The sequence below is a fragment of the Mesorhizobium sp. M0496 genome, assembly GCF_040321205.1.
GTDB lineage: Bacteria > Pseudomonadota > Alphaproteobacteria > Rhizobiales > Rhizobiaceae > Mesorhizobium.
This window is the reverse complement of sequence record NZ_JAMYRC010000001.1, coordinates 465,911-489,108: the sequence shown is the minus strand read 5'-3', so window position 1 is coordinate 489,108 and position 23,198 is coordinate 465,911. Positions and strand designations below refer to the sequence as shown.

The 23,198-nt window shown below is 60.8% G+C and carries 23 protein-coding genes and 1 pseudogene; 9 read left to right on the top strand and 15 right to left on the bottom strand.

Annotated elements, in window-relative coordinates; translation table 11 throughout:
• Positions 1-14: 14 nt before the first annotated feature.
• From NKI73_RS02370 to NKI73_RS02360, 3 genes are all read right to left on the bottom strand, one after another.
• A complete protein-coding gene (locus NKI73_RS02370) occupies positions 15-611 on the bottom strand; it encodes a glutathione S-transferase family protein (RefSeq protein WP_352627072.1) in 597 nt (198 codons plus the stop codon).
• 244 nt (positions 612-855) lie between these two features.
• On the bottom strand, positions 856-1,461 hold the full coding sequence (locus NKI73_RS02365) for a GNAT family N-acetyltransferase (protein ID WP_352627070.1): 606 nt from the start codon (positions 1,459-1,461) through the stop codon (positions 856-858).
• A gap of 163 nt (positions 1,462-1,624) precedes the next feature.
• A complete protein-coding gene (locus NKI73_RS02360) occupies positions 1,625-2,092 on the bottom strand; it encodes a hypothetical protein (protein ID WP_352627068.1) in 468 nt (155 codons plus the stop codon).
• 122 nt (positions 2,093-2,214) lie between these two features.
• Between NKI73_RS02360 and NKI73_RS02355 the strand changes: the two genes are divergently transcribed.
• Positions 2,215-2,442 (top strand): hypothetical protein, encoded by a 228-nt coding sequence (locus NKI73_RS02355; RefSeq protein ID WP_352627066.1) that lies wholly within the window; start codon positions 2,215-2,217, stop codon positions 2,440-2,442.
• A 222-nt stretch (positions 2,443-2,664) separates the two neighbouring features.
• Complete coding sequence (locus NKI73_RS02350) at positions 2,665-2,976, top strand: transcriptional regulator (protein ID WP_352627065.1); 312 nt, start codon at positions 2,665-2,667, stop codon at positions 2,974-2,976.
• 97 nt (positions 2,977-3,073) lie between these two features.
• Here the strand turns inward: NKI73_RS02350 and NKI73_RS02345 are convergent.
• From NKI73_RS02345 to NKI73_RS02320, 6 genes and pseudogenes are all read right to left on the bottom strand, one after another.
• Positions 3,074-3,749 (bottom strand): annotated as a pseudogene (locus tag NKI73_RS02345) (LysE family translocator).
• A gap of 34 nt (positions 3,750-3,783) precedes the next feature.
• Positions 3,784-4,620, bottom strand: a complete 837-nt coding sequence (locus NKI73_RS02340) for an EamA family transporter (protein ID WP_352627063.1) — start codon at positions 4,618-4,620, stop codon at positions 3,784-3,786.
• On the bottom strand, positions 4,617-5,198 hold the full coding sequence (locus NKI73_RS02335; RefSeq protein WP_352627061.1) for a TetR/AcrR family transcriptional regulator: 582 nt from the start codon (positions 5,196-5,198) through the stop codon (positions 4,617-4,619). Before NKI73_RS02335 ends, NKI73_RS02340 begins: the two co-directional genes overlap by 4 nt.
• 136 nt (positions 5,199-5,334) lie before the next feature.
• On the bottom strand, positions 5,335-5,787 hold the full coding sequence (locus NKI73_RS02330; RefSeq protein ID WP_352627060.1) for a hypothetical protein: 453 nt from the start codon (positions 5,785-5,787) through the stop codon (positions 5,335-5,337).
• Between the two features lie 215 nt (positions 5,788-6,002).
• The gene (locus NKI73_RS02325) at positions 6,003-6,857 is read right to left on the bottom strand and encodes a 23S rRNA (adenine(2030)-N(6))-methyltransferase RlmJ (protein ID WP_352627058.1); all 855 of its coding nucleotides are present in this window, start codon (positions 6,855-6,857) and stop codon (positions 6,003-6,005) included.
• A 62-nt stretch (positions 6,858-6,919) separates the two neighbouring features.
• Positions 6,920-7,525: a hypothetical protein gene (locus NKI73_RS02320; protein ID WP_352627057.1), complete on the bottom strand. Its 606-nt coding sequence runs from the start codon at positions 7,523-7,525 to the stop codon at positions 6,920-6,922.
• Positions 7,526-8,645: 1,120 nt separating this feature from the next.
• Between NKI73_RS02320 and NKI73_RS02315 the strand changes: the two genes are divergently transcribed.
• Complete coding sequence (locus tag NKI73_RS02315; RefSeq protein WP_352627318.1) at positions 8,646-9,683, top strand: UDP-glucuronic acid decarboxylase family protein; 1,038 nt, start codon at positions 8,646-8,648, stop codon at positions 9,681-9,683.
• Positions 9,680-10,711 carry a UDP-glucose 4-epimerase GalE gene (gene galE, locus NKI73_RS02310; RefSeq protein WP_352627056.1) on the top strand — a complete coding sequence of 344 codons (1,032 nt, stop codon included), beginning with the start codon at positions 9,680-9,682 and terminating at the stop codon, positions 10,709-10,711. Before NKI73_RS02315 ends, galE begins: the two co-directional genes overlap by 4 nt.
• Before the next feature lies 1 nt (position 10,712).
• Here galE and NKI73_RS02305 read toward each other — a convergent pair whose 3' ends face one another.
• On the bottom strand, positions 10,713-11,138 hold the full coding sequence (locus NKI73_RS02305; protein WP_352627054.1) for a hypothetical protein: 426 nt from the start codon (positions 11,136-11,138) through the stop codon (positions 10,713-10,715).
• Between the two features lie 348 nt (positions 11,139-11,486).
• Complete coding sequence (locus tag NKI73_RS02300) at positions 11,487-12,215, bottom strand: DUF995 domain-containing protein (RefSeq protein ID WP_352627052.1); 729 nt, start codon at positions 12,213-12,215, stop codon at positions 11,487-11,489.
• A gap of 104 nt (positions 12,216-12,319) precedes the next feature.
• On the opposite strand from NKI73_RS02300, the gene NKI73_RS02295 reads away from it, so the two are divergent.
• The 3 genes from NKI73_RS02295 (at position 12,320) to NKI73_RS02285 (ending at position 16,112) form a co-directional block, all read left to right on the top strand.
• Positions 12,320-13,945, top strand: coding sequence for an ArnT family glycosyltransferase (locus NKI73_RS02295; RefSeq protein WP_352627051.1), 1,626 nt, complete (start codon positions 12,320-12,322; stop codon positions 13,943-13,945).
• A 191-nt stretch (positions 13,946-14,136) separates the two neighbouring features.
• Positions 14,137-15,063: a lysylphosphatidylglycerol synthase transmembrane domain-containing protein gene (locus NKI73_RS02290; RefSeq protein WP_352627049.1), complete on the top strand. Its 927-nt coding sequence runs from the start codon at positions 14,137-14,139 to the stop codon at positions 15,061-15,063.
• A 44-nt stretch (positions 15,064-15,107) separates the two neighbouring features.
• Positions 15,108-16,112, top strand: a complete 1,005-nt coding sequence (locus NKI73_RS02285; protein WP_352627316.1) for a glycosyltransferase family 2 protein — start codon at positions 15,108-15,110, stop codon at positions 16,110-16,112.
• Between the two features lie 206 nt (positions 16,113-16,318).
• Here the strand turns inward: NKI73_RS02285 and NKI73_RS02280 are convergent, their stop codons facing one another.
• A complete protein-coding gene (locus NKI73_RS02280) occupies positions 16,319-16,726 on the bottom strand; it encodes a hypothetical protein (RefSeq protein ID WP_352627048.1) in 408 nt (135 codons plus the stop codon).
• A 291-nt stretch (positions 16,727-17,017) separates the two neighbouring features.
• Positions 17,018-18,898 (bottom strand): glycosyltransferase family 2 protein, encoded by a 1,881-nt coding sequence (locus tag NKI73_RS02275; RefSeq protein WP_352627046.1) that lies wholly within the window; start codon positions 18,896-18,898, stop codon positions 17,018-17,020.
• 608 nt (positions 18,899-19,506) lie between these two features.
• Here NKI73_RS02275 and NKI73_RS02270 point away from each other — a divergent pair.
• Complete coding sequence (locus NKI73_RS02270) at positions 19,507-20,430, top strand: glycoside hydrolase family 26 protein (protein ID WP_352627044.1); 924 nt, start codon at positions 19,507-19,509, stop codon at positions 20,428-20,430.
• Positions 20,431-20,561: 131 nt separating this feature from the next.
• On the top strand, positions 20,562-21,080 hold the full coding sequence (locus NKI73_RS02265) for a DUF995 domain-containing protein (protein WP_352627042.1): 519 nt from the start codon (positions 20,562-20,564) through the stop codon (positions 21,078-21,080).
• Positions 21,081-21,208: 128 nt separating this feature from the next.
• Here the strand turns inward: NKI73_RS02265 and NKI73_RS02260 are convergent, their stop codons facing one another.
• Both NKI73_RS02260 and NKI73_RS02255 read right to left on the bottom strand, forming a co-directional pair.
• Positions 21,209-21,658, bottom strand: a complete 450-nt coding sequence (locus tag NKI73_RS02260; RefSeq protein ID WP_352627040.1) for a DNA polymerase III subunit chi — start codon at positions 21,656-21,658, stop codon at positions 21,209-21,211.
• A 28-nt stretch (positions 21,659-21,686) separates the two neighbouring features.
• Positions 21,687-23,198: a leucyl aminopeptidase gene (locus NKI73_RS02255; RefSeq protein WP_352627314.1), complete on the bottom strand. Its 1,512-nt coding sequence runs from the start codon at positions 23,196-23,198 to the stop codon at positions 21,687-21,689.

Sequence of the window (23,198 nt, the reverse complement as noted above, 5' to 3'; positions counted from 1 at the left end):
GGTGATCAAGTGGATCAGCCGGGAATGCAGGGTTTCAGTTCTGGAAACTTCTCGTCGAAGCGCGCTGCCCACCGTATCAGCCGGGCGCGGCCCTTTTCCCATTTTCCGGCGAAGCGCAGCGAGAGATAGCCAAGGCAGGCGCGCAGCGCCATCTGGCCGGCAGTGATCTTCTTCGGCAGCTTCGGCGGGTTGGCGTTGAGCAGATCGAGTGCCGCCGTGATCTTTCCCCATTGGCGGTCGAGCCAGGGCTGATAGACCATCTCCTCAGGCCGCGTGCGCCGTTCATAGACCATCGACAGCGCACAGTCGCATATGCCGTCCGCCAACGCCTCCAGCACTTCCGCCTCAAGCCGCTTGTCGGGATTGCGCGGAAAAAGCGCGTTCTTCGCCAAACGGTTGAGGTGCTGGGTGATAGCGCGGCTGTCATGGATGGAGCGGCCGTCATCGAGCACCAGAACCGGAATTTTGCCGAGCGGGTTGGCGATCATCAAGTCGGCTGGCTTCTCCTCGGTCTTGATCGGCACCAAATCGACGGCGATGCCGGCATAGGCTGCTGCCATTCGTACTTTGGAACTGTAGGGAGAAGACGACGCGTAGAGCAGCTTCGGCATGGATCGGTTTCCTGTTTTGCAGGCGGGCAGTGTTGACCGATCGGGCGCGATGGGGCAATGGCCACAACCGGAAAACCCCAGCCACCAGCGAGCGGCGGGTTCGGCAAGTCGGCGGCCTGCAGTCTTCCGTTATCACGCGATATGCATACGCCAACAGTGCAACATCGGGCTGAAGCGCGTCCGCGTCGACACGGATTCAATCCATGTCGTGGCCCCAACCGGAGCCACTTTTGAGCGACATGCGCTAGCGTCGTTGACCGGGATCGTTTAGCGAGCATTCCATGACGATGGTGCGTTCATCACCATAGTAGCTGTCTCGAACTGCCTTGAATCCAAGCCCGGCGTAAAATGGCTCTGCGGTAACCGAGGACGGCACGGTCAGCACCGTAACCCCGCCGGCGTGCGCCGCTTCCTCGACCTCCGCCATAAGTCGTTTACCGATACCACGGCCTTGCAGTTCAGGATCCACGAAGACGGATCGAACAATACTTCCATCTAGGCTGGCTGTTCCAACGATCCTGCCACGCACGACCGCGACAGAAACCCTTCGCTTCCTCAAAAGCGCCAAGACAGCGGATGGGCTGAAGCTCTGTTCCACGCGAGCGATGATGTCTTGCGAATAGTCTTTCGCATTGGTCTGTCGCAAAGCTGCCAGGATCACGCGGCTCACGGCTTCCGCATCGTCCTCGTTTGCTCTGCGAATTGTGAGTTCCAACGTCACCTCACCACCCACGCAGCCGGCCCGAATTCCCTGTGGCGCAGACACTGGCGGCACGCGGATCAGGCGGTCGACGACAAAGGCTGAGAGGCCTCGCGCCTGGATTTGATCCGCCAGCGATGACGCGGACAAAGCCCCACCGGACTTCGCCCTGTGGCGAAGTCCTGGGAACTGCGAAAAGATATCCTCCGTCCGCCTCTGTTCTCGCCTTCCGAATGCCGAAGCAACAGCGGGGCGCCTGTCAGGCACCCGCCCTTGACTGTCTCGGCACTGCCCCCGGCGAGGGAAGACGCGATTACTTCTTGCCGGCCTTCGCGGGTGCTGCCTTCGGCTTGGCCGCGTGTGCCGCTTTCTTCACCGGTGCTGAAGATTTCGCTGCCGCCGCCTTCTTTGCCGGTGCAGCTTTCGCTGCAGGCTTCTTGGCAGGCGCAGCCTTCGCAGCCGGCTTCTTGGCAGGTGCTGCTGCCTTCTTCACTGCGGGTTTTGCCGCAGCCTTGGCAGCCGGCTTCTTGGCCGGTGCCGCCTTCGCAGCCGGCTTTGCCGCTGCCTTGGCGGGTGCTGCCTTCTTCACTGCCGGTTTTGCCGCGGCCTTTGCAGCCGGCTTCTTGGCCGGCGCTGCTTTTGCCTTGGCCGCCGCGGCCTTCGGCTTGGCAGCAGGTGCTGCTTTCTTCACTGCAGCTGCGACCTTCGCCGGCGCTGCTTTTGCGGGTGCTTTCTTTGCCGGTGCCTTGGACGCCGGCGCTTTGGATGACTGCTTAGCCATGCGATGCCCCTTCCGTTGTGCCGACGGTCGTAATGACCCGGCGCGCTCATGCATATCTGACTCGCGGCTTGCTAGCCAGCGAAGCAATAGACTGATTTTCGCAGTTTAAGTTTTGGTTACGAATGGCACACGATCGCGCTGTTCATCGCAAAAATCCGCTGCTGATCTTCGATCATTGCCAGCAACGTGCCGCCGACATTTTACGCGCCTGCGAGATCGCTCCTCCTGTGAAGCTTCGAAGATCAGCGAGCAGCTTTGCGCATCGATCTTCGGCCGCTGATATCATGACCCGCTGGTTCAGCGGTGCGATCATCTCGTGCAAGCAGGCGATCTACACTGCAATCCGATAGCCGATCGCTGCATCACCTTGTCAAGCATGATCGCATCACCGGCATGTGTGCGATTTGACAGATTACTCTACATCACAGAGTATTCTGCACATACGGAGGTTTTTCAATGTCGATCTCACAGATGCAAGCGGCGCTGTCACTGTTCGAGATTGCCGAGACGGCACCCCATGACGGCGACCTCGTCGTCGGTGGTCTCCGGCGTCGCCGCATCGGAGCCGGCTGATGGGTGCCGACGAAATCATCCACCAGAGCACTCGGCTCAGGATCATGGCCGCCCTGAACATGCTGGAAAGGCGAGAAACGCTGGACTTCAGCCAGTTGAAGGCCATCATGGACGTCACCGACGGCAATCTCGGCGCACATCTCGATACGCTGGCCAGGGCCGGTTATGTCGACATCGAAAAACTGTTCGTCGGGCGCCGACCGCAGACGCGCGTCAGGGCAACGACGAGCGGACGGCGCGCGTTCCGCGGCCACGCCGCGTTCCTGCGCAAAATCCTCGATCATGCTGAGGCAGCGCCGCGCAGAAAATAGCGCGGCGACTGGCGATCTCTCCTGGAGCGCGCAATTGCCCTCTTTGTTTTGACGCAATTCCCAGGGGAAAGCGCTTCACACGTTTCCTGGAATTACTCTAACGCGTGGCGACCATGGCGACGCCGGCACCGATCATCACACCACCCGCCGCGCGGTTCACCCGGCGCACGATCTTCGGTGTGCGCAACAGGCTGCGAGCGCAACCGGCGAGGATGACATGGCCGCCGATCACCACGACCTCGACGGCCAGGATGATCATCATCAACACACCGAGATGATCAGCGTCCAGCGATGCGCCGACCACGTTCGGGAGCAGTGCCACGTAGAACAGCGGCATTTTCGGATTGCCGAAGATTGAGCGCGATGCCGATGGCAAAAATCGTCAGCAGCCCGCGCCCTCCGGAGACGGGTTGCAGTTCCGGCACGACGGGCACGGCGGTCCACAGCCTGATGCCCATCCAGATCAGATAGGCCGCTCCGCCATAACGAAGCATCGTCATGACGATCGCCATCTTGGCGGCGATGATAGACAGGCCGAAGACGGCGAGGATCAGGAAGATGAGAATGCCAACCACCGTGCCTGCGCCATAGGCGATGCCCGAGGCGGCGCCGCTTGAGATCGTGCGCGCGACGATCGTCATGTTGTCCGGTCCGGGGCTGGCAGCGAAGGCGAAGGCGAAGGCGAAGGCGAAGGCGAAGAAGGCAGCCGCGAAGGCAAGGATGGTGGCAAGGTCTCGGGCATTCAGATCAGCCGGTTTGCCTGTCGGCGACATCAGGAAAATTCAGCGTTTCGGTGATGCCCATTCGTCACGGCTGATAGCCGAGGCAGATGGCGCCGAGCGCGACAATGGCACATGCGCCGACCCGCCGCGGCGTCAGCATCTCACCGAGGAACAGGCGCCCGATGAAGGCCGCGAAGACGACGCTGGTTTCGCGGATCGCGGTGATGGGACCGGCCGGCCCGAGTGCGAAGGCCGCGACCACGACGCCATAGGCCAGAAGTGCGAACAGGCCGCCGCCCAGCGCCTTCCAGGTTTCCGGCGCCCGCGGGTCGACGATGAGCCGGCCACGGTAGGCGACGAAGGTCATCGGCAGCAAGGCGCCGTAGATCAGCAGGACCCAGGCGGTATAGGCGCCGGCATTTCCCGCCGCGCGAACGCCGATCGCATCGACTGTCGCATAGGCGGCGATGATCGCGCCCGTTGCCAGCGCATAGAGTATCGATGTCGTGGCCGCCTTGCCCCTCCCGAGCGACAGGCCCATGATGCCACCAGCGACCAGCGCGACGCCGACTGTTTGCGGCATGGTGAGCTGCTGGTTGGCCAGGAAAAATCCGCCAAGCGTGACAAGCAGTGGCACGCTGCCGCGGACGATCGGATAGACCTGCCCCAGCTCACCATTTCTGTAGGCCGCCACCAGAAACACGCTGTAGCCGACCTGAAGGCAGGCCGAGAGCACGATATAGAACCAGGCAGGCGCGGCCGGAAGGGCATGGAAGACGGCGAAGGGAATCGCGAGCGCCGTGCTGGAAAAGCTCATGACGGTGATGGTCCACAGCCTGTCGGCTCCCGTTCGCAGGAAGGCGTTCCAGGTTGCGTGCAGGATCGCGGCAAACAGCGCGAGCCCGATGACCAGCGGGCTCATTGCGGCCCGCGCGAAGCAGCGACGAAGCTCAGGGCCGCCTTGCGGGCATCGCGAATGGCGGTGTCCGCCTGCCCCATCTGCGCCAGCAAGGTCGCCCCTTCGATCAGCATCAGCAGTGTCGCTGCCACACTCTCGGCGCGGCCACGCGGCATCACCTCCTCGAGAATCGACTGCATGCGCCGCTTGAGCCCATTCTTCTGCCTGGCAGCAGCCTTGAACACCGGATGCCGGGGATCACCGAACTCGGCCAGCGCATGTGCAAACAGGCAACCATGGAAAACCGGGCTGCGGAACCAACGTTCATGCCAGCTGAAGATTTTCCCGATTTTCTGCTCTGGCGTGATGCCCTCGTGGGCGAGCCGGTCGAGCTGGCGGTCGAAACGCATGGCGCGGTAGTCGAGCACCTCGACGATCAGTTCGTCCTTGCTGGGGAAGTGACGATACATCGTCATCTTGGCCACATCGGCCTCGGCGATGATCCGGTCTATGCCGGTGGCATGGAAGCCGCCGCGCTTGAACAGCGCGTAGGCCGTTTCGACGACATGTTGACGCTTGTCGGAAGCGGGCGATGAAGTCATGGCGCCTACCAAGTGATGAGACAGGTCTGTCTACTATCTGTGCGGCGGATCGTATCTTATGTCAACACGGCACAGAAATACGCCTGCAACCGATCGGGCCGCAGGCGCGAAAAGAGATAGGAACGGAAAGCCGAGTTCAGCGCAGGACGCGGCAGCGGCCGTTGTAGACCATCCAGCGGTCGAAGCCCGAGACGCAGAATTCGACATTGTCGCCGATCGAGGCGAAGCCCTGGCCTTCCTCGATCAGGTACCAGATGGTGCGGTCACGGCCGTCGGAGAGACTGACGGTGGCGCCGCAATAACGGCGACCGATCGGCCAGGTATCGTTGGCCGGCAGATAACGGTGCTGGTGGATGCGCTGGAAGTCAGTGATCTGAACGTCCGGCAGATGCGGCACGTGATGCACCTGGTAGGAGAAGCGGCTGGTGATCTTGTTCAACACCCAGGCTTCGCCACAGACGCCACTGTCCTCATCGGAATAGACCGTAAGATCGGCCGCCTGCACGGCCTGGGTGACGCCGATAGGCCCGGCAAGCGGCGTGCAGAGCGAAATCAGGGCGGCAAGTGCGGATTTGGCGAAGCGAGTCATAGCAGCCTCTCAAGGTCGGTTGTGCGCACTGTGCGGATTCGCTTGGCGGCGGTCAAGCGGTTGCGGAAACAATGGTTTCCCAGGTTGAAACGGCGTTGGCCTAAGCCGGATTTGCGCGAGCCCTGGGTCGTCAATGAGCCCGCCTTCCTCACCTTCTGGAACACCGGCTTTTCGCGCCTGGCGCCGAACGGCGAGAGCCGAAACGTCCTCCCCCGTCAAACCTGCTCGCCGGCCAGCCATTCCAGCGACCAGTGCGCCGGCTTTTCCACGGCAAGCAGTCTGTGCAAAGCCGGCAGCAGGATCCGCAGTTCGCCCTCCAGCGTGAAAGGCGGGTTGACCAACAGCAGGCCGCTGCCGTCGAGGCTGGGTTCCGAAGAAGCCGGCCTGATCTCGAATTCTATGTCGAGCAGCTTCGGGATGCCGGATTGCTTCAGCGCCTTTCGGAAGGCGATGATCGCTTTGCGGTCCTTGATCGGATACCACAGCGCATAGATGCCGCCGGGCCACCGCTTGTGCGCCCTCATGAGCCCGTCGACGAGGCGCTCGAACTCACCCGGCTCCTCGAATGGCGGATCGATGAGAACCAGGCCGCGCTTTTCCTTCGGCGGCAGATGCGCGCCAAGCGCCAACCAGCCATCGAGCTCGATGATCCGGGCCTGGAAATCACCGGCAAAGTGCGTCCTAAGCTTCGCGACATCCTTGGGGTGCAGCTCGATCGCCGTCAGCCGGTCCTGCTTGCGCATGAGATGGCGCGCGATCAGCGGCGAGCCCGGATATTTCTGGATGCCGCCCTCGGGGTTGAGCGACCGTACCGTCTCCAGATAAGGCGCAAGCAGTGCCGCCACCGGCGCGGCAAACTGGGCATCGATCAGCCTGCCGATGCCGCCTTGCCACTCACCGGTCTTCTGCGCTTCGACCGACGACAGATCGTAGCGGCCGATGCCTGCATGGGTGTCGATGACCCGAAACGCCTTGTCCTTCTGCTTCAGATACTCGAGCAATCGCGTCAGCACGACATGCTTGACGACGTCGGCAAAATTTCCGGCGTGATAGGCGTGGCGGTAATTCATGGTTCGGTGCCGTCATGCATATCGTTGTCCCGAAACCGCTGCACACTTTTGGGCGACATGCATCAGCCCCTGCCCCAGCGCGGCGGAGGCGGCTGCGAGTTCGGATTTTCCGGCCGGCCGCCACGAGTACGAAAAGTCAGCAAGAACCCGATCAAGCCGATCGCCATCAGCGAGAAGCCGGCCGGCCGCGCACGGCTGTCGATCTCGCGGACACCGGAGCGCAGGATGAGATCGACCGCTCGCATCGGTATGTCGTCGGCATCACCCGGTCCAACGGTGAAGATATAGGGGCCTGGGCTGACGGTCTCGATCACGCCCGCCTCGTCGCGAAAGATCTTGTCTGGCAGCTGAGGGCTGGCCTGGCGCGGATTGTCGGAATGATTGAACTGGAGCGTCGAGGCGAGCACGGTGCGGCCACTGCTGGCGGCGGTCAGCGTCAGCACGGTGCGCTGCTGCGAAACGATGCGCTCGGCTCTTGCGGTCAGGTCGACCAGCACCCGCACCGGCGCGTCGCGGCTGCCGAGCGGCACCGTCAGCGGCTTGAAGCGACCCTGTTCATAGACCCGCCAGGTGCCGATCTCATGGCCGGAGAAATTGTTCATCGCCCAGGGGTAGATGACACCGATGCCGGTGCCGGCAAGGAGGATCAGGACAAACAGAAAGCGCATTCACATCACCACAGGGTATCGTGACCTTGCCAATAGCGCCCCGACGGTCAAAAGGCGATGGCCAGTTGCAGCTGCATCCGGCTTCCAGGGCTTTCGCGGCTAGCGCGCCTTGAGCAAGGCGGCAAGGTGTCTTCCGCAGTGCAGGAGCAACCGATTGGCGGCGTGGCCGCGCAACAATGCAGGCACGGTTCTACCTATGCGCTCAAAAGCCATTGCTAAAATGACCGGTATTCCACCCTGAAAAGAACGCGCCTGCGCGCTTTCCGACGAAATGGGATCATTGACTTGTGCCTCGCGAATGAGAGGCCTTGATGCACAAGGATCTTGAGCAGCACCACGAAAAGATACCAAAATCAAAATCGGCTATTGTAAACAAATTTGTTTACAAATCCTTGGCTCTGGCTTTCTATCGATGCTAGCCGGCCGCTATTCTTTTGCAGTATACCAATTCATGCCGGATAAATATTCACACCATGATATTTATATTTGAAATCCGAGCGGCTTTTGGCAACACCCTCATTGCACTCTGAAAATTTGACTTCCGCCCAGATCGTCAAATTCCATTGTTCGGCTGAACATTTCCCCCGGTCGCGTCCTGAATTGCGCCACTGGCTCGTTCTTGGCGCTCCTCGCTGCCAGGCTTTGATTCTGCCTTGAGAGCAGCTCGCCGCGTCCGACTGTATATTTTTCAGCGACCGGGCCAATACGCTGATCCAAAACGAGGATCGGCCCTAGGACGGCCATAGCCCAGCCCCGGGAAGCCGACACCGGCCTTATGGTTAACCATTCGCAAACAGATATTGTTAAGGAATTGCTAATTTAGTTGACTATGATTTCCACAGGTATATTTTCGATGCGTTGGGATGTGCAATTTGGGCGAGCAATCGACGATGATGGCACCAGACGTGTGATCGCGATTCGGGGCACAGAGAATGCTGGGCGGTAGCACGTAGATCGTGTAGCAGCACCAGCTTCGCGAACCCCAAAGAACAATTAACGCACATCAACGATGGCGATGGCGATTCCGCAGATGCGGAGGGTTTGCCGCGTTCTCATGAACGTGGCCGGGCTATGCTTTGTCCGGTCGGGCGGTAGCGTGTGCGATGCGTGTGGGGAAAGCATGAGTAAGCTTGTCAAGGTTCTGAAACTGGAATCCGGCAGTCAAAGCGGCGCCAACCAAAACCGAAGCCGCGCCCTGGTCGCCGGAGGTGCGGGATTTTTAGGATCGCATCTGTGCGAACGCCTTTTGCGGGACGGATACGACGTCGTCGCGCTGGACAATTTCCACACCGGCAAGAGATACAATCTCAATGCCCTTCTGCGTAATCCGAGATTCACGTGCATCGAGCACGATATCGTCGATGCACTGCCTTCGGGCCTTCAGTGCGATGAGATCTACAATCTCGCCTGCCCAGCCTCTCCGCCGCACTACCAGGCAGACCCGATCCATACCTTCAAGACAAGCGTGCTGGGTTCGCTGAACCTTCTGGAGCTCGCCCGTCAGAACAATGCCAAGATATTCCAAGCCTCGACGTCCGAAGTCTATGGCGATCCCTTTGTGCACCCGCAGCCCGAGAGCTACTTCGGCAACGTCAATACGCACGGACCGCGGTCCTGCTACGATGAGGGCAAGCGCTCGGCCGAAACCCTGTTCTTCGATTATTCGAGAACCTATGGCCTCGATATCCGCGTCGCCCGCGTTTTCAACACCTACGGCCGCCGCATGCAACCCGATGACGGGCGCGTGGTTTCGAACTTCATCGTCCAGGCGCTGCAGGGCAAGGACCTGACCGTCTATGGCCACGGCCTGCAGACGCGTTCCTTCTGCTATGCCGACGACCTGATCGAGGGCTTTGTCCGGCTGATGAATGCGCCAAGTGCGCCGGCGCATCCGGTCAACCTAGGCAACCCCGCCGAATTCACCATCATGGAACTGGCGACACTGGTCATTGATTACACCAACGCCCGATCGAAGATCGTGCATCGGCCACTGCCGATCGACGATCCCAGACAGCGCAAGCCGGACATTTCCTTTGCCAGGACCAATCTCGGCTGGGAGCCGAAAGTCAGCCTGCGCCAGGGGCTCGCGCGTACCGTCGAGTATTTTGACACCCTGCTCTACGGAAGCCGTATGGCCAAAGGAGCCGCGGCTTCATGACCCGACCGGCAATCCTGGTGACGGGGGGAGCCGGCTTCATCGGCAGCCACACTTGCAAGCTGCTGGCCGCCGCCGGCTATTTACCTGTGGTTTTCGACAATCTAAGCCGCGGCAATCAGAAATCCGTCGCCTGGGGTCCGCTTGTCGTCGGCGATATCCGCAACCAGAATGCGCTGCAGGCGGCGATGAAGACGCATCGGCCGACCGCGGTCATCCACTTTGCGGCACTGGCCTATGTCGGAGAGTCCGTTCACCAGCCGGCAGAATATTATTCGACCAATGTGACAGGCACCATCGCGGTGCTCGATGCGGCGCGTGCGAACTCAATCGAGAACTTCATCTTCTCCAGCAGCTGCGCAACCTACGGCGTGCCCGAAGCGTTGCCCGTTCGCGAGACCTCCGCGCAAAATCCGATCAGCCCTTACGGGCGCACAAAGCTGATGGGCGAACAGATCATCGGCGACTATGCGTCCGCATACGGAATGAAATTCGCGATCCTGCGCTATTTCAACGCTTGTGGCGCCGATCCCGACGGCGAACTTGGTGAGTGGCATTCGCCGGAAACGCACCTGGTTCCCAGGGTGCTCATGGCCGCATCGGGCATCATCGACGAGATCGAGGTTTTTGGCACGGACTACGACACGTCGGACGGCACCTGCGTACGCGATTATATCCATGTCAGCGATCTGGCCCGCGCCCATCTGAAGGCCCTCATACATCTCGAGCGCGGCGGACAAAGCCTGGCGGTCAACCTCGGCACAGGGCGGGGCGTGTCTATCAAGGAGATTGTCCAGGCGGTCGCCCGAATGACGTCAAGATCGGTTCCGGCCGTCTTCAGGAGCCGGCGCCCGGGAGATCCGGCGGAGCTCTACGCCGATCCGGGAAGCGCACGCGAACAGCTTGGCTTCGTGCCGGAGCTCTCCGACATCGACACGATTGTCAGAACGGCTGCCCCGTTTTTTGGACTGGAGACAAAGCCGATGACGCTGCCGCCAATCAAGGCGGCAGCGTCAGCCGCCTCTCGGTAGATCAGAGATAGCGGGGGCGGCAGCTCGCGCGTTGGCCAAACCCGCTAGGGCTGCAGATATAAGGCGAACCGCCCAGGAATGTGCCGCCATCGCCCGGATTGAAAGAGACTTTCACCGGCGCCGGCGTGCGGACTTTGATCCGCTGCGGCGATGCAAAAGCGAAATCTCTTTCAGTGGTCCGTATCGTGCTTGTCATCAGGATCTGAGGCTCAGCCCTGAGCGAACGCACCAAGAATCTTGCTTGGGCCGGCTGGACTGCAGGCTGACTGCGGACCGCGTGGACCACAGGCTTGATGAGGACCGAATTGGTTTCGGTCGTATCCATACTCTGACAGCCTGCAACCATAGAGCTCATCGCTACAGCCGCAACAATAGATACGATATTTTTGCTTGGGCGAAATGCGCCCATTGCGTCATTGTTCATCATGTGTCCCTTATCACCAAGTATAAGCCAAGGGCGCGTTTGCGACATACGATGCCTTCGTCGCTTTCACGCCGCATGAGCAACCACTCGCACATCACGCATGAACATTAGACATCACTAATTATTAAATTTTATGAAAACCGTATGGTGGGCCCATCGTCTCGTCGTTTTGTCAGGTGTAATTGAATGCGATCAATCGGCGGTCGGCGCGCCGACCGCTCTAGCCGAACCGCTTGATGCTTCACCATAAGCGATTCGCTAGTTTCTTGACAGGCACCCCTGGCACCAGCCGTCTGGATGGGTCGGGAAGCGGGCGAGTCACGTCGCGCTCCTGCGCAGCTGAAACATGACCTAATTCTTGGAATCGACCAGCTTGCGGGCCTCTTCGAACTGCGCGCCCTTTGTGTTGCCTGTTTCGAATTTCCGGTGTTCGTCGGAAAGATCCTCGGGAGATCGCTTGAAACTGTACCATTCCCCATCCGGATCCTTGCGTTTCTCGATGTTCCCGCCCTGGATCCGGTGGCTGTAGCAGGTGCGATTTTGCTTGCCGGTGTAGCCCTTCGACCGCCAGGCGAGCTCCATGCACACCTTGCCGTCCTTGGTGACCAGCCATCTGCCCGCCGCGAAAGATGCCATATCCTGCCCGGACGTCCAGGCCTCGAGGTGTCGATTGCCCTTTGCGAAATAGGCCGCTCCGTTTTTCCATACCCATGTGCGGTCGGCATACAGAAGCTGCAGCTCGTAGGCAGTTGGAACGATTGCGCTATCTGCTTGCGCAGGTGCGCTGTCCTTGGCGGCAGCCGCGTGCGCCGTTCCCGCAAGGGCCGTCTGGCCGCAGAGAGCCAGGAGAAACAGAAATCGCGTGCAACTTGCGAGCCGACGACGTTCCTTGTGTCGCCGACGGTCGACACCTGGCGGCGGCGACCTGGTCGGAGCTATCGGCACAATTGGCGTTCTCCTGTCTGTTTGACCCAAGGCAGCGCTATCGGCGCGACAGCCATGCGAACTATTTAACAGCCGGGAGAACCGCGATGTCAACGTTCGCGAAGCCGACGGACAGCAACTATTCGAGACACGCATAGCCCGCTGTCGTCAAAATTAAGGATTGCGTCGTATACTCCCGCACCTTTGACAACCGCGCGCAAAAGCAACATCCGCTGATGTCAGAGAGGACGCGGTTTCAAATGACGGACGACCCGGAATTGAATCAGGCCGAAGTTCAGCAATACCTGCGGCAGTCGGCCGACCGGGACAGGGCTGCTCGCAACTACCTGAGCCCCAACAAGGCAATCTTGCTGGGGATCCTGTTCATTGCGGTGGTGTTCAGGTTCCACAACATAACCTTGCCGCTGGTTGACGCCTTCAGCTGGCGCGAAACAAGCACGGCAATGATGGCCGACAATTTTCAGCAGCGCAGTTGGAATATCTTCTTCCCCGAAGTCAGCTGGACCGGGCCCGGGCCAAGTTATCAGGGCCGCGAGTTCCAGATCGTCAGCTATCTGACCGCCCTGCTCTACCAACTCTTCGGCTGGCACGACTGGTTCGGCCGCATGGTTGCGGCCTTCTTCGGCCTGCTGACGGTGTTTTCGCTGCACAGACTAACGGCACTGTTCTGGGGCGAGACGCACGCCCACGCCGCGGCACTTGCCTACGCGCTGATGCCGGCGGCGATCATGATCGACAGCTCGTTTCTTCCCGACCCCTCGATGCTGGCCCTGGTGACGCTCGGCGTCTGGCTTTTCGCGAAATACTGGGCCGGCGGCAGCGGCTGGCTGTTGCCGCTCGCCACGGTCAGCTTCTCGCTCGGCGTGCTCGCAAAGCCGCCGGGCCTCGCCGCTGGCGCCGTCATCTTCTACCTGATGGTCTGCTGGATTCTGGAAAGGAAGCGGAAGCAGGCGAAAAGGGTCTTCCTGTCGGGGCTTTTGAGCATGGCCATCATCGGCGCCTATTTCAGCTGGGCGATCTATCTCGGCCGCAGCTATCCGCCGTTTCATGTCGCGGGCAGCGGCTATATCTGGGATTCCGGCTTCTGGACATTCTTCAGGAACAGCTTCTTCTTCAAATCCGTATGGAACACCTCCGTCTGGTGGTTCTACGGCTATCCGTTCATGGTGCTGATCGCGGTCGGCTTCTGGATGCCGCCCAGACCCGCCGAAGACCAGCAACGCACCCTTTCGGCCATTCCCTATGTTTGGCTGGCTGCGGCCATGGTCGTTTATCTGGCGGCGGCCCGCGAGATCACCAGCAATCCCTGGAACTACCACATCTTCCATGTGCCGTTCGCGATGTTCTGCGGCCGCGGCGCGCTTCTCCTGGCAACGCTTACATCGGGAACCGTCCTGTCGCCGGCGGTCGTGCTGCGCTCGATCTGCATCGCGGCCGTCACACTCGTGTGGTCGACCTTTCCCCTCGTCAGGACAATGAAGACGCCGATCGCCATGAACGGCAAGCTGCTTGGCGAGGAATTGGCGCGGTTGGCGCGCCCGGGCGACCTCGTCGTCGCTATCGCGCCCGAGGTCGGCGATCCCGTCGCCGTCTACTACAGCAGAGCGCGCGGCTGGGTGTTCCCGCCTGGCGGAGGCGATGCTGAATGGTCGAAGTTCGTCGCGGACGACGCCACCGCGATCGCGCAGCTCGAGGAGTTGCGCGCGCGAGGCGCAGACCTGTTCGGCACGGCCAAGAACGCCGCCGACCGGCAGGATCGGTTGTTCGTCGAGCACCATGACGGGGTCATTGACTATCTGGACAAGACCGGCACCAAGCTTGTGGATTCGGATGATTTGCTGGTCTATAGGATCACCCGCCCATGAGAGCCGCGACAGTCTGGGGCCGCGGGCCTCGGACAGGATATGGTCCCGACGGTTCAGCGGCTCCGCATTCGCCCGCGGAAGGCCGGCAAGGCGGTGGGCCAGGCGAACCGATCCGCGATGACGCCAGGGATATTCGGGCGCCACGTGATGCTGCCGCTGGAACTCGGCGGTGGAAACCGGCGGAGAATTGGTTGAAAAGAGCAATCTCGATAGTCATGACGCTGGCTTTGCTGGCCTGGCTGGCCAGCGACTCGCGCTGGCGGATGGTCGGCGACGCCTTCGACCGCATCACGCCCGGCACGTTCGCGGTGGCAACGATCGCGTTTTTCGTCACCTATGTCTTGCGTACTCTGCGCGTCTGCGACGAGTTCCGCGACGAAGTGCATGGCCGTTTCGGCGCCTGCCTGCGCGTCATCCTGATCCACAATGCAATGATCAACGTCGTCCCGTTCCGCGGCGGCGAGACGGCCTTTCCCTTGCTCCTGCGCCAGGTCTTCGGCGTACCGATCATGCGCGCCAGCGCCTCGCTGCTGTGGTTCAGGCTGCAGGATGCCTTCGTCGTCGGCGTGCTGGCCCTGGCAGTGTGGCCGGGCCTGCATCCGGCGATAAGGATCGCTGGCGTGGCTGCCTTGATCGCCGCCGCCTGGTACCTGCCGCGCTGGGCGCGCGCGCCGCATGACTGGGCCGGCCGCGGCAAGATCGTGGCGAAGCTCGGCAAGCTGCGCGATGTGTTCACCGAAGCGACCGGGCGCTCGCGCTACGGCTGGTGGTGGACGATCGCCAACTGGTCGCTGAAGCTCGCCGTACAGGGATGGCTGCTGGCAATGCTGCTGGGGACATCCTTTTCAACCGCCTTTCCAGGCGTCGTCGGGGCCGAAGGCGCCGCCATACTGCCGGTGCAAGGCGTCGCCGGCTTCGGCACCTATGAAGCGGGAGCGGCGGCAGCGCTGCTCACTTCCGGAATCGCGATGAAGGACGGCCTGCAGGCGGCGCTGGCGCTGCACCTGTTCATCTTCTGCTCGGCTATCGCCACGGGCGCGATCGCCTGGCTGTTTCCCTCGAAATCGACGCTGCCCGGGAACCCGGCTGTCGGACCTGCAAGGAAGCCATCCCAATGAACGTATTGCCCATCCCTGCTTCGGGACTGCCTGACGGCGCGGTGATGCCGGACCATACGCTGTCCATCGTCGTACCCATGTACAACGAGGCCGAGAACGTCGAGCCGCTGCTGGCACGGATTCACCAGGCGATGGAAGGCTACGACCAGCCGTGGGAGGTCGTGCTGGTCGATGACGGCAGCACCGACGCGACGGTGAGCGAGATCAGGCGCCTGGCAGCGCATTACGGCCCGCACGTGCATGCGGTCGAGCTGGTGCGTAACTACAAGCAGACCGCCGCGATGCAGGCCGGCATCGACGCGGCGCGCGGCGACGTCATCGCCACGATCGACGGCGACCTGCAAAATGATCCCTTCGACATCCCGCGCATGGTCTATCGCCTGCTGAGCGAGGATCTCGACCTGGTGGTCGGCTGGCGCAAGGACCGCCAGGAAGGTTTTTTCATGCGCAGACTGCCCTCGCGTATCGCCAACGCGCTGATCGCGCGCGTCACCGGCGTGCGCCTCAAGGACTATGGCTGCAGTCTCAAGGTCTATCGCGGCAACGTCATCCGCAGCGTCAAGCTCTATGGCGAGATGCACCGCTTCATCCCGGCCTGGCTAGCCACGGTGACCACCCCCAGACGCATCGCGCAGGAGGTGGTGACGCATCATGCCCGCATCCACGGCCAGTCCAAATACGGCATTTCGCGCACCTTCAGGGTCGTGCTCGATCTGGTGTTCATGTATTTCTTCATGCGCTACCGCACACGGCCCGGGCATTTTTTCGGTGGCATCGGCATTGTGCTTGGCGCGCTGGGTTCGCTGATCCTTGTCTACCTGCTTTGCCTGAAGCTGCTTTTCGCGGAAGACATCGGAACACGCCCGATGCTGTTCACCGGCTTCTTCCTGCTCATCGCCGGGGTGCAAATGGTGACGTCGGGCGTGCTGGCGGAAATGCTGGCACGCGTCTATCACGAGGCGAACGGAGCATCGGCCTATGTCGCGCGGCCGCGGCCGGCTTCCGGTGGCAATAACGGCTGGCACCGCCCCACCCGGCCATTGACCTGATCGGAACGCCCTGGAGTTCCATGCCGATTGTGGTGACCGGAGCCGCCGCTTTATTGGCAGCCACATCTGTCAGCGACTTCTAGAATGGCGGTCGGAGGGCAAGAGGTAAGGCGCAACGCCTGCGCCAACCTCTTGCCCTCGACTCTCGCCCCCCGGCGAAGACCAGAGCGGCCGACTCTTCAGTCAAATCGCGCCGCCACTTTTGGTTAGTAACGCGAACGGCAGCTGGCGCGCTGGCCGAAACCGCTCGGGCCGCAAATCCAAGGCGAATGACCCAGGAACGGGCCGCCATTGCCCAGGCGGTAGGAGACTTTCACCGGCGCCGGCCTGCCGATACGCTGCGGCCGCACGAAGGCCGCATAGGCCTCCTGCCTCGTGCGCGTCACGCTGGTCGTCTGTGTGAGCGGTTGGCGGTTGATCGGATGCAGCCGCTTGTTCTTGACGTAGTGCACCTTCTTGCCGAGCGTATGAACCGCCGACTTTGTGCCGATCGAACTGGTCCTGGTCGCATCCATGCTCTGGCATCCGGACACCATCGAGATCAGTGCAACAGCGGCAAATGCACAGGCATATTTCTTGCCGATCCTCGCCCCGCTTTCCATATTTTTTTTCATCGCCATCCCCTGCCACGAATATAAGCTGCTGGAGCGCGGAGATCTATTTGCTCTTGTTTGCTTTCCGCGCCACGCGAGTAGCCTATCGCCACTCACATCATGGATTGTATATTAGGGGAGACTTATTAAAGATCATGCAAACGACATGATGAGCGCGGCCTTTCGGCACTCGATCGGATATTATTAAAATTTGATCTTTTGGGATCGTGCCTGGCTCTGCCACAGGTTGCCGCCCGGCCATCAAGGCAAATGCGGTTCAGGGAGCTGTTTGCGCACGGACGCCTCTCGGCGTCAGCGTGGCGGATCCCAGCCGGGGTCAAAATGGAATGTGCGGGTTCCGATGCCGCCACGGCCGGCTCCAGAAACTGGATAGGCCACGCTGACGATGCGCACACCGCCCGCACCCTGCTGGAGCCCGTATATGCCTTCCAGGCCGCGGTCATAGAACGCAGCGCCAGGGACGGAGAGCGCGACACCGGCGAGCGAAGCCTGCAAGGCGAGTTTCGCGACATTGCGCCGCAACGAAATTCTGTTCTCCACGACGTGCCTGGTGATGATCACGACCACAAGCAACCCGTAGACGAACGCATTGAAGGCAGCGAACCAGTAGAAGCCGGTGGCGTCCGAGGCGCGGTCTACAAGAAGGACCGGCAGCGAATCTCCGATTGCAAGCGCCACATAGGGAACAATGACGCGGGCAGGCAGCAGGTTTTTCGGACCACTGCCCTTAGGGGTAACACGAAAATCGACGAACGACTTGGTCAGATAATCACGGATTGACGACAGCGTGCCCGCCAGCACCCACGGCCAACGCGCGAAGAACGAGAACAGCGTTCCTTCCCAACTGATCGTCTTGGCGGCGAGCGGGCGCGACAGGCTGAAGGACTTCAACAACATCACCAGCACAATCAGCGAAATCGAGTTCGGCGCATAGTACAAAAGGAAGTCAACATATGTCACATTGGCGAAGTTCTGCCCCGTAAGAAGCGCGTATATCGGCATGACGTACATGAGAAGTGAAAATACGGCGAAAAGCGGATACCAGAGCTGGCGAAACAGGAACTGGAATCTCAGCCGTGGCGATACCTTGGAGAGGTATGTGGGTGAGTATTCGAGCATGATCGTCATCAGGCTCCGCGACCACTGGAATTCCTGCGTGACAAGATCGGCAAAGGTTTGCGGGCCGTCGCCATGGGCAATGGCGTCTATCGCATGCACGCCGCGCCATCCAGCCGCAATGAACAGCATGGACGTCGAGTGATCTTCGGCCAGTTCCGGACCAAGGCCGCCGACTTGCTTGAGCGCGGCGGTTCGCACAGCATAGTGCGAGCCGATGCAGAGTGGCGTTCCGTCGCCCGTGTGGCCGGACTGCAAGGGTCCGTGGAACATCCCTTCCGGAAACAGCCGGCCGCGCGCCGACCAGCTTTCGGAGGCATTGTTGTCGCAAATGCTCGGTGCCGACACATAGCCAACTGCCGGGTCGGCAAAGGCGGCCAGGATTTCCCTGAGATAGGTTGGTGTCGGGACGTGGTCCGCATCCATCTGCGCGACGAAATGATAGCATTCATAACCATAGTGGTCATAGAAGAACGCCAGATTCCCCTCCTTGCAGCGCGTCCGGCGAGGCCACACCTTGCGGTGATAATCTTCCCGCCCGCGCCGCGTCGAAATCATGACGTTTCGGGCATCGCACCAGGCAACCGTTTCCTCGGAGGGATCCTCGTCGGCCAGCCAGGTATCATGCGGATAGTCCTGCGCCAGCATTGCCTCGAGGGTTCGCGCAACCACGGAAAACGGCTCTGACGGAGCCTTGGTCACCACCATCGCGACACGCGAATGCTTCGGGATCGTGTGAAGCCCGGACGGCTTTTTCATCGCATGCACGTTCAAGAGAAAATACATCGGCATGAACGTCAGCCATACGAGCGTGAGCGTTGCCAACATGTATGGAAAGACGTGTTCGAGGTGCTCGGGCTGCAGCCACCAGAACCAGAAAAATCCGAAGGTGACTGACCAGCAAGCAAGTCCCAGCCTCCAGATCCGCTGCTGGGTGGCCGACAGGACGGGTACCAAAAAAGGAGCCTTCTCCGCCGCCTTGCCCAGAGCCGCTCCATGCCGCCGTGTCGGCCTGGTCTTACCGCTGATGATCCTTCCGTCCGCGGAAACACTCATACACGTACCGCCGCACCCTAGCATCAGCCGAACGACGGCTGACAAGCCTACCCGGCCGTAGAATCTGCTCACGCCTTCTTAGAGAGTCAACTAAATTAGGAATTTGTTAATTAGGCTTCTTGAGAACTGGTTAACCTAACACCAAGGAGACAATTCCGTGGAACGGTCGCAACTCACCAACGCAGGACTGGCGATCAATTTTTAAGCGCCGGAGAATTCGTCGATGGGCCAAAGGCCGTGCGGTAAGACCGACTTGACAGCAGCGTTAACCATGTCGCGCGTGTTAAGGTTAAGCAACCGTTAATTGCACTTGACTCTTGGCCCTGTCCGGCTCTTAAATTAGCTAGGGATGATATATCGGGATATTGACGCGAATTTGTGAGTATCGCGGCGAACTTACTCTCGACCGCCCCCTATGTCGGGGCCTTGAGAGACAATTTTGGGTAGGCTCTGTGCGAAGGTTCGCACATCCGCCAATGGTCGCTCCGAAATCCCGCAGATTCCGCCAACAGGGCCGATCGGTTTTTGGGTAGTCGTGTCGAACAAGCATCGATGCGCACGGGCGAAGCCTTAACTTCCGCAAGAAGTTGAGGCCATGGGAGATCAACATGAAACACTCCGCAGCAAAGGCACTTGCAATCGCGCTGGTATTGGGCGGGAGCGCCGCGTTCCCCACTGCAGGCGTCGCCGGCTCCGTAGCCGCGACGGACCCCGTTCAGACGAGCAGCGCCGCCTCGGCATTCGGATCCTATGATCCTTATGGGGACTTCAGCGCCGACAAGAGTGCCAGCATCGAAGAGCTGTTCCTACCCTGGGAGGACGTCGATCTGGCGACGCTGCCACTGGCCGACGTCTATGCGCTGCAACGCGGCCGTTCGCTGCTGATCACGATTGAGCCGTGGACGTGGTCGAAGGACTGGCGCATCACCCCGCCCGAATTGCGCGACGGTATACTGAGCGGCAAATATGACGCCAACATGCAGGCGATCTGCGACCTAGTGGGACAGATGAAGAGCCCGGTGACCATTCGCTGGGCACAGGAAATGGAGGACAACAACGGCCGCTTCACCTGGGCCAACTGGGCTCCCAAGGACTGGATCTCCGCCTATAAGCGCGAAGTTGATCTTTGCCGGAAAGCCGCGCCGGCCGCCAAGTACATGTGGTCACCCAAAGGCGAAGAGGGTTTGGAAAAATACTATCCTGGTGACGACTACGTCGATGTCATCGGCCTGTCGGTGTTTGGTCTGCAGAAAAGGGACAATACCGAGGCCGGTCGTGACCGTACGTTCGCCGAGATGCTGAAGCCCGGCTATGACCGCGTCGCAGGATTCAACAAGCCGATCGTGGTGGCGGAACTCGGCTATGTCGGAAAGCAGGATTATGTGTCGAAGTGGCAGGAAGATACCCGCAAATCCTATGCGGAGTTCCCGGCGCTGACTTCGGTCGTCTACTTCAACCAGAAGGAAGTGTGGCCGTGGCTGGATGGCTACGGTCTGCCCGACTGGAGGGTAACCCAGCACGTCCTGCCGTAGACGCATCGTGCCGATCCATCCCGGCGCGATCGGGATGGATCTCCATCTCCCTGTTTGATCGTGATCTTCCCGAACCAGCGGTTCGGGAAGGTGGTTGAGGCATGGCATAAATCAGTCTGTGGAGGACTTTCGTGAAACGAATACTGGGAAATTGTCTCGGAGCGGCATTCGCCTGCTCCGTTCTTATTCTTGCCTTCCAGATCCCTACGACAGCCAAGGCGGCGACGAAAATCGCCGAGCAGGCACAAAAGGCCGCCGCGGTTCCTGACGAAGGCGTCTACCAGATCTATCAGAACCATACGTGGCTGTGGGCCAAGAAGGGCGCCGGATTCTTTGCCGTCAAACAGCGGCAGTTCGACGCCTGGACCCACGACAAAGGCAAATCGGGCTATGGCGATGGCATGTGGTTCATCCCCGGAGGCGGCAAGCTGTGCTACCGCGCGCAGTGGCACGGCTCCTGGGGTGTGAAGGGCTCGATGACCTGCTTCGAGCATCGCCAGGCAGGCAAGGTGATCTACAAGCGTAAATCCCCTGACGGCGAGTGGTACGTTTTCAGGAGTTCGCATCGCAACCGGTCGGACGAGTCGATGAAATTGAAATACGGCGACTACGTCACCAGGAAAATGAACCGGATCAAGGCAAAGCAGTAGATACTGTCTTCTGCGAGAAGCCACTGGTCTAAAGCGGGCCGACTGAACGGTTCAGGCGACCTGCTTTAGGTCCTTGTTTTTATGCATGCCGTTCTCGCGAAACCGAGGTCGCTTTTGGGCGACATGTATTAGGCCTTGCGCTCCCAGCGGCGGTCTGGCGTCTGCTGCCAGTAGGTGACGGCATGGCCGGCGTCCTTCATCACCTTCCAGTGTCCCCGCGCCGCTTCGACCTGGGCGGCATCGTGGCCGTCGAACAGGAACACCGCACGCTCGTAGCCGCCAAGGTCGGGCGGCGCCGCGCCGTCGACGAGGAACCTTATTTTGGCCTGGTTGGGATTGCCGTCGCCGGTGGTCAACAAGATCGGCTGTTCGCCGGGATGTGCCTCACGATCGGTTGCGTGGGCGAGGAACGAATCGTCACGGAAGGTCCAGAGATGCTGATCGAGCGCATCACGTCGTTCCTCGGTGCCGGTCTGCACCACGGCACGCCAGCCACGATCGACGCTGCGCTCCAGGAGGCCTGGCAGCGCATCCTCAAGCGTCGATTCGGTCAGGTGGTAGAACAGGACGTCGGCCATCGCTTCAGTCTATAGTGATTGAATCCGCTTACTGCTCATAATTGTCGCGCACCAGCCGGTCGAGCAACCTGACGCCGAAACCGGAACTCCAGGACTGGCTGATCTCGTTCGACGGCGAACCCATCGCCGTGCCGGCAATGTCGAGATGCGCCCAAGGCGTCTCCTTGACGAAGCGCTGCAGGAACTGCGCGGCGATGATGGCGCCGCCATAGCGGCCGCCGATGTTTTTCATGTCGGCGTTCTTGGAATCGATCAGCTTGTCATATTCGGCGCCAAGCGGCATGCGCCACAGGCGCTCCTGTGTCACCTGCCCCGCCGCCGCCAGCCTTTCGGCCAGTTCGTCGTTGTTGGAAAACAAGCCGGCATAGTGCTGGCCGAGCGCCACCATGATGGCGCCGGTCAGCGTTGCCAGATTGACCATGAATTTCGGCTGGAAGCGGTCGTTGCAGTACCACAGCGCATCGGCCAGCACGAGGCGGCCCTCGGCATCGGTGTTGAGCACCTCGATGGTCTGGCCCGACATAGAGGTGACAATGTCGCCGGGGCGCTGGGCATGGCCATCGACGGCATTTTCAACCAGACCGATGATGCCGACGACATTGGCCTTCGCTTTGCGCGCGGCCAGCGCATGCATCAGCCCGGTGACCGCGGCGGCACCGCCCATGTCGCCCTTCATGTCCTCCATGCCGGAGGCCGGCTTGATCGAATTGCCGCCGGTGTCGAAAGTGACGCCCTTGCCGACGAAGGCAACCGGACTGTCCTTTGGCTTGCCGCCATTCCACTGCATGATCGCCATGCGGGCGCCGCGCGGCGAGCCCTGTGCGACACCGAGCAGCGAGCCCATGCCGAGCTTCTTCATTTCCTTCTCGGCCAGGATCTCGACCTTGACGCCGAGCGCCTCGAGTTCCTTGGCGCGGGCGGCGAACTCGACCGGCCCGAGCACGTTTGCCGGTTCGTTGACGAGGTCGCGCGCCAGAAGGACGCCGTCGATCACCGCCTCGGCATCGGTGAAGGCCTTTTTCGCCGCGGCCGGATCGGCGGTTTGGATGGTCACCTTGACCGGCTTTTTCGGCTCGGCCTTGCCGTCGTCCTTGTCCTTCCTGGTCTTGTATTTGTCGAAGGAATAGCTGCGCAGGAGAATGCCCGCCGCAAGGCTTGCCGCATCCTTGCCAGTTGGCGACGCGCCGGCGAGATCGAGCACCACAGCCACGTCGGTCGCCTTGCGCAGCGACGCGGCAATGGTGCCGCCAAGTTTCAGCCACGCATAATCATCCAATCTCGACACCTTGCCGGCGCCTATCGCCACAAGCCTGTCGAGCGACGCTCCCTGTGGCGCCAGAACTTCCACGACGCTGGCGAACTTGCCCGTGAACTCGGCCACCGGAAAGGCCCGCTCCAGTGTCTTGCCGGGATCGCAAGCCTTGGCTGCGTCGCTCAGGCCGCCCTCATCCGCCGAGAGCACGAAGACTGTGCCCTTCTTGTTCGACGCGGTCTGGGGTGCGGAGAATTTGGCGAAGGCGATCGACGGTCTTTGATTCAT

Bases quoted from the DNA above. Each gene is read 5' to 3' on its own strand.
- NKI73_RS02370 (WP_352627072.1), bottom strand. From the start codon at position 611: ATGCCGAAGCTGCTCTACGCGTCGTCTTCTCCCTACAGTTCCAAAGTA.
- NKI73_RS02360 (WP_352627068.1), bottom strand. From the start codon at position 2,092: ATGGCTAAGCAGTCATCCAAAGCGCCGGCGTCCAAGGCACCGGCAAAG.
- NKI73_RS02355 (WP_352627066.1), top strand. From the start codon at position 2,215: ATGGCACACGATCGCGCTGTTCATCGCAAAAATCCGCTGCTGATCTTC.
- NKI73_RS02350 (WP_352627065.1), top strand. From the start codon at position 2,665: ATGGGTGCCGACGAAATCATCCACCAGAGCACTCGGCTCAGGATCATG.
- NKI73_RS02340 (WP_352627063.1), bottom strand. From the start codon at position 4,620: ATGAGCCCGCTGGTCATCGGGCTCGCGCTGTTTGCCGCGATCCTGCAC.
- NKI73_RS02335 (WP_352627061.1), bottom strand. From the start codon at position 5,198: ATGACTTCATCGCCCGCTTCCGACAAGCGTCAACATGTCGTCGAAACG.
- NKI73_RS02330 (WP_352627060.1), bottom strand. From the start codon at position 5,787: ATGACTCGCTTCGCCAAATCCGCACTTGCCGCCCTGATTTCGCTCTGC.
- NKI73_RS02325 (WP_352627058.1), bottom strand. From the start codon at position 6,857: ATGAATTACCGCCACGCCTATCACGCCGGAAATTTTGCCGACGTCGTC.
- NKI73_RS02320 (WP_352627057.1), bottom strand. From the start codon at position 7,525: ATGCGCTTTCTGTTTGTCCTGATCCTCCTTGCCGGCACCGGCATCGGT.
- NKI73_RS02315 (WP_352627318.1), top strand. From the start codon at position 8,646: ATGAGTAAGCTTGTCAAGGTTCTGAAACTGGAATCCGGCAGTCAAAGC.
- galE (WP_352627056.1), top strand. From the start codon at position 9,680: ATGACCCGACCGGCAATCCTGGTGACGGGGGGAGCCGGCTTCATCGGC.
- NKI73_RS02305 (WP_352627054.1), bottom strand. From the start codon at position 11,138: ATGATGAACAATGACGCAATGGGCGCATTTCGCCCAAGCAAAAATATC.
- NKI73_RS02300 (WP_352627052.1), bottom strand. From the start codon at position 12,215: ATGCGTGTCTCGAATAGTTGCTGTCCGTCGGCTTCGCGAACGTTGACA.
- NKI73_RS02295 (WP_352627051.1), top strand. From the start codon at position 12,320: ATGACGGACGACCCGGAATTGAATCAGGCCGAAGTTCAGCAATACCTG.
- NKI73_RS02285 (WP_352627316.1), top strand. From the start codon at position 15,108: ATGCCGGACCATACGCTGTCCATCGTCGTACCCATGTACAACGAGGCC.
- NKI73_RS02280 (WP_352627048.1), bottom strand. From the start codon at position 16,726: ATGAAAAAAAATATGGAAAGCGGGGCGAGGATCGGCAAGAAATATGCC.
- NKI73_RS02275 (WP_352627046.1), bottom strand. From the start codon at position 18,898: ATGAGTGTTTCCGCGGACGGAAGGATCATCAGCGGTAAGACCAGGCCG.
- NKI73_RS02270 (WP_352627044.1), top strand. From the start codon at position 19,507: ATGAAACACTCCGCAGCAAAGGCACTTGCAATCGCGCTGGTATTGGGC.
- NKI73_RS02260 (WP_352627040.1), bottom strand. From the start codon at position 21,658: ATGGCCGACGTCCTGTTCTACCACCTGACCGAATCGACGCTTGAGGAT.
- NKI73_RS02255 (WP_352627314.1), bottom strand. From the start codon at position 23,198: ATGAATCAAAGACCGTCGATCGCCTTCGCCAAATTCTCCGCACCCCAG.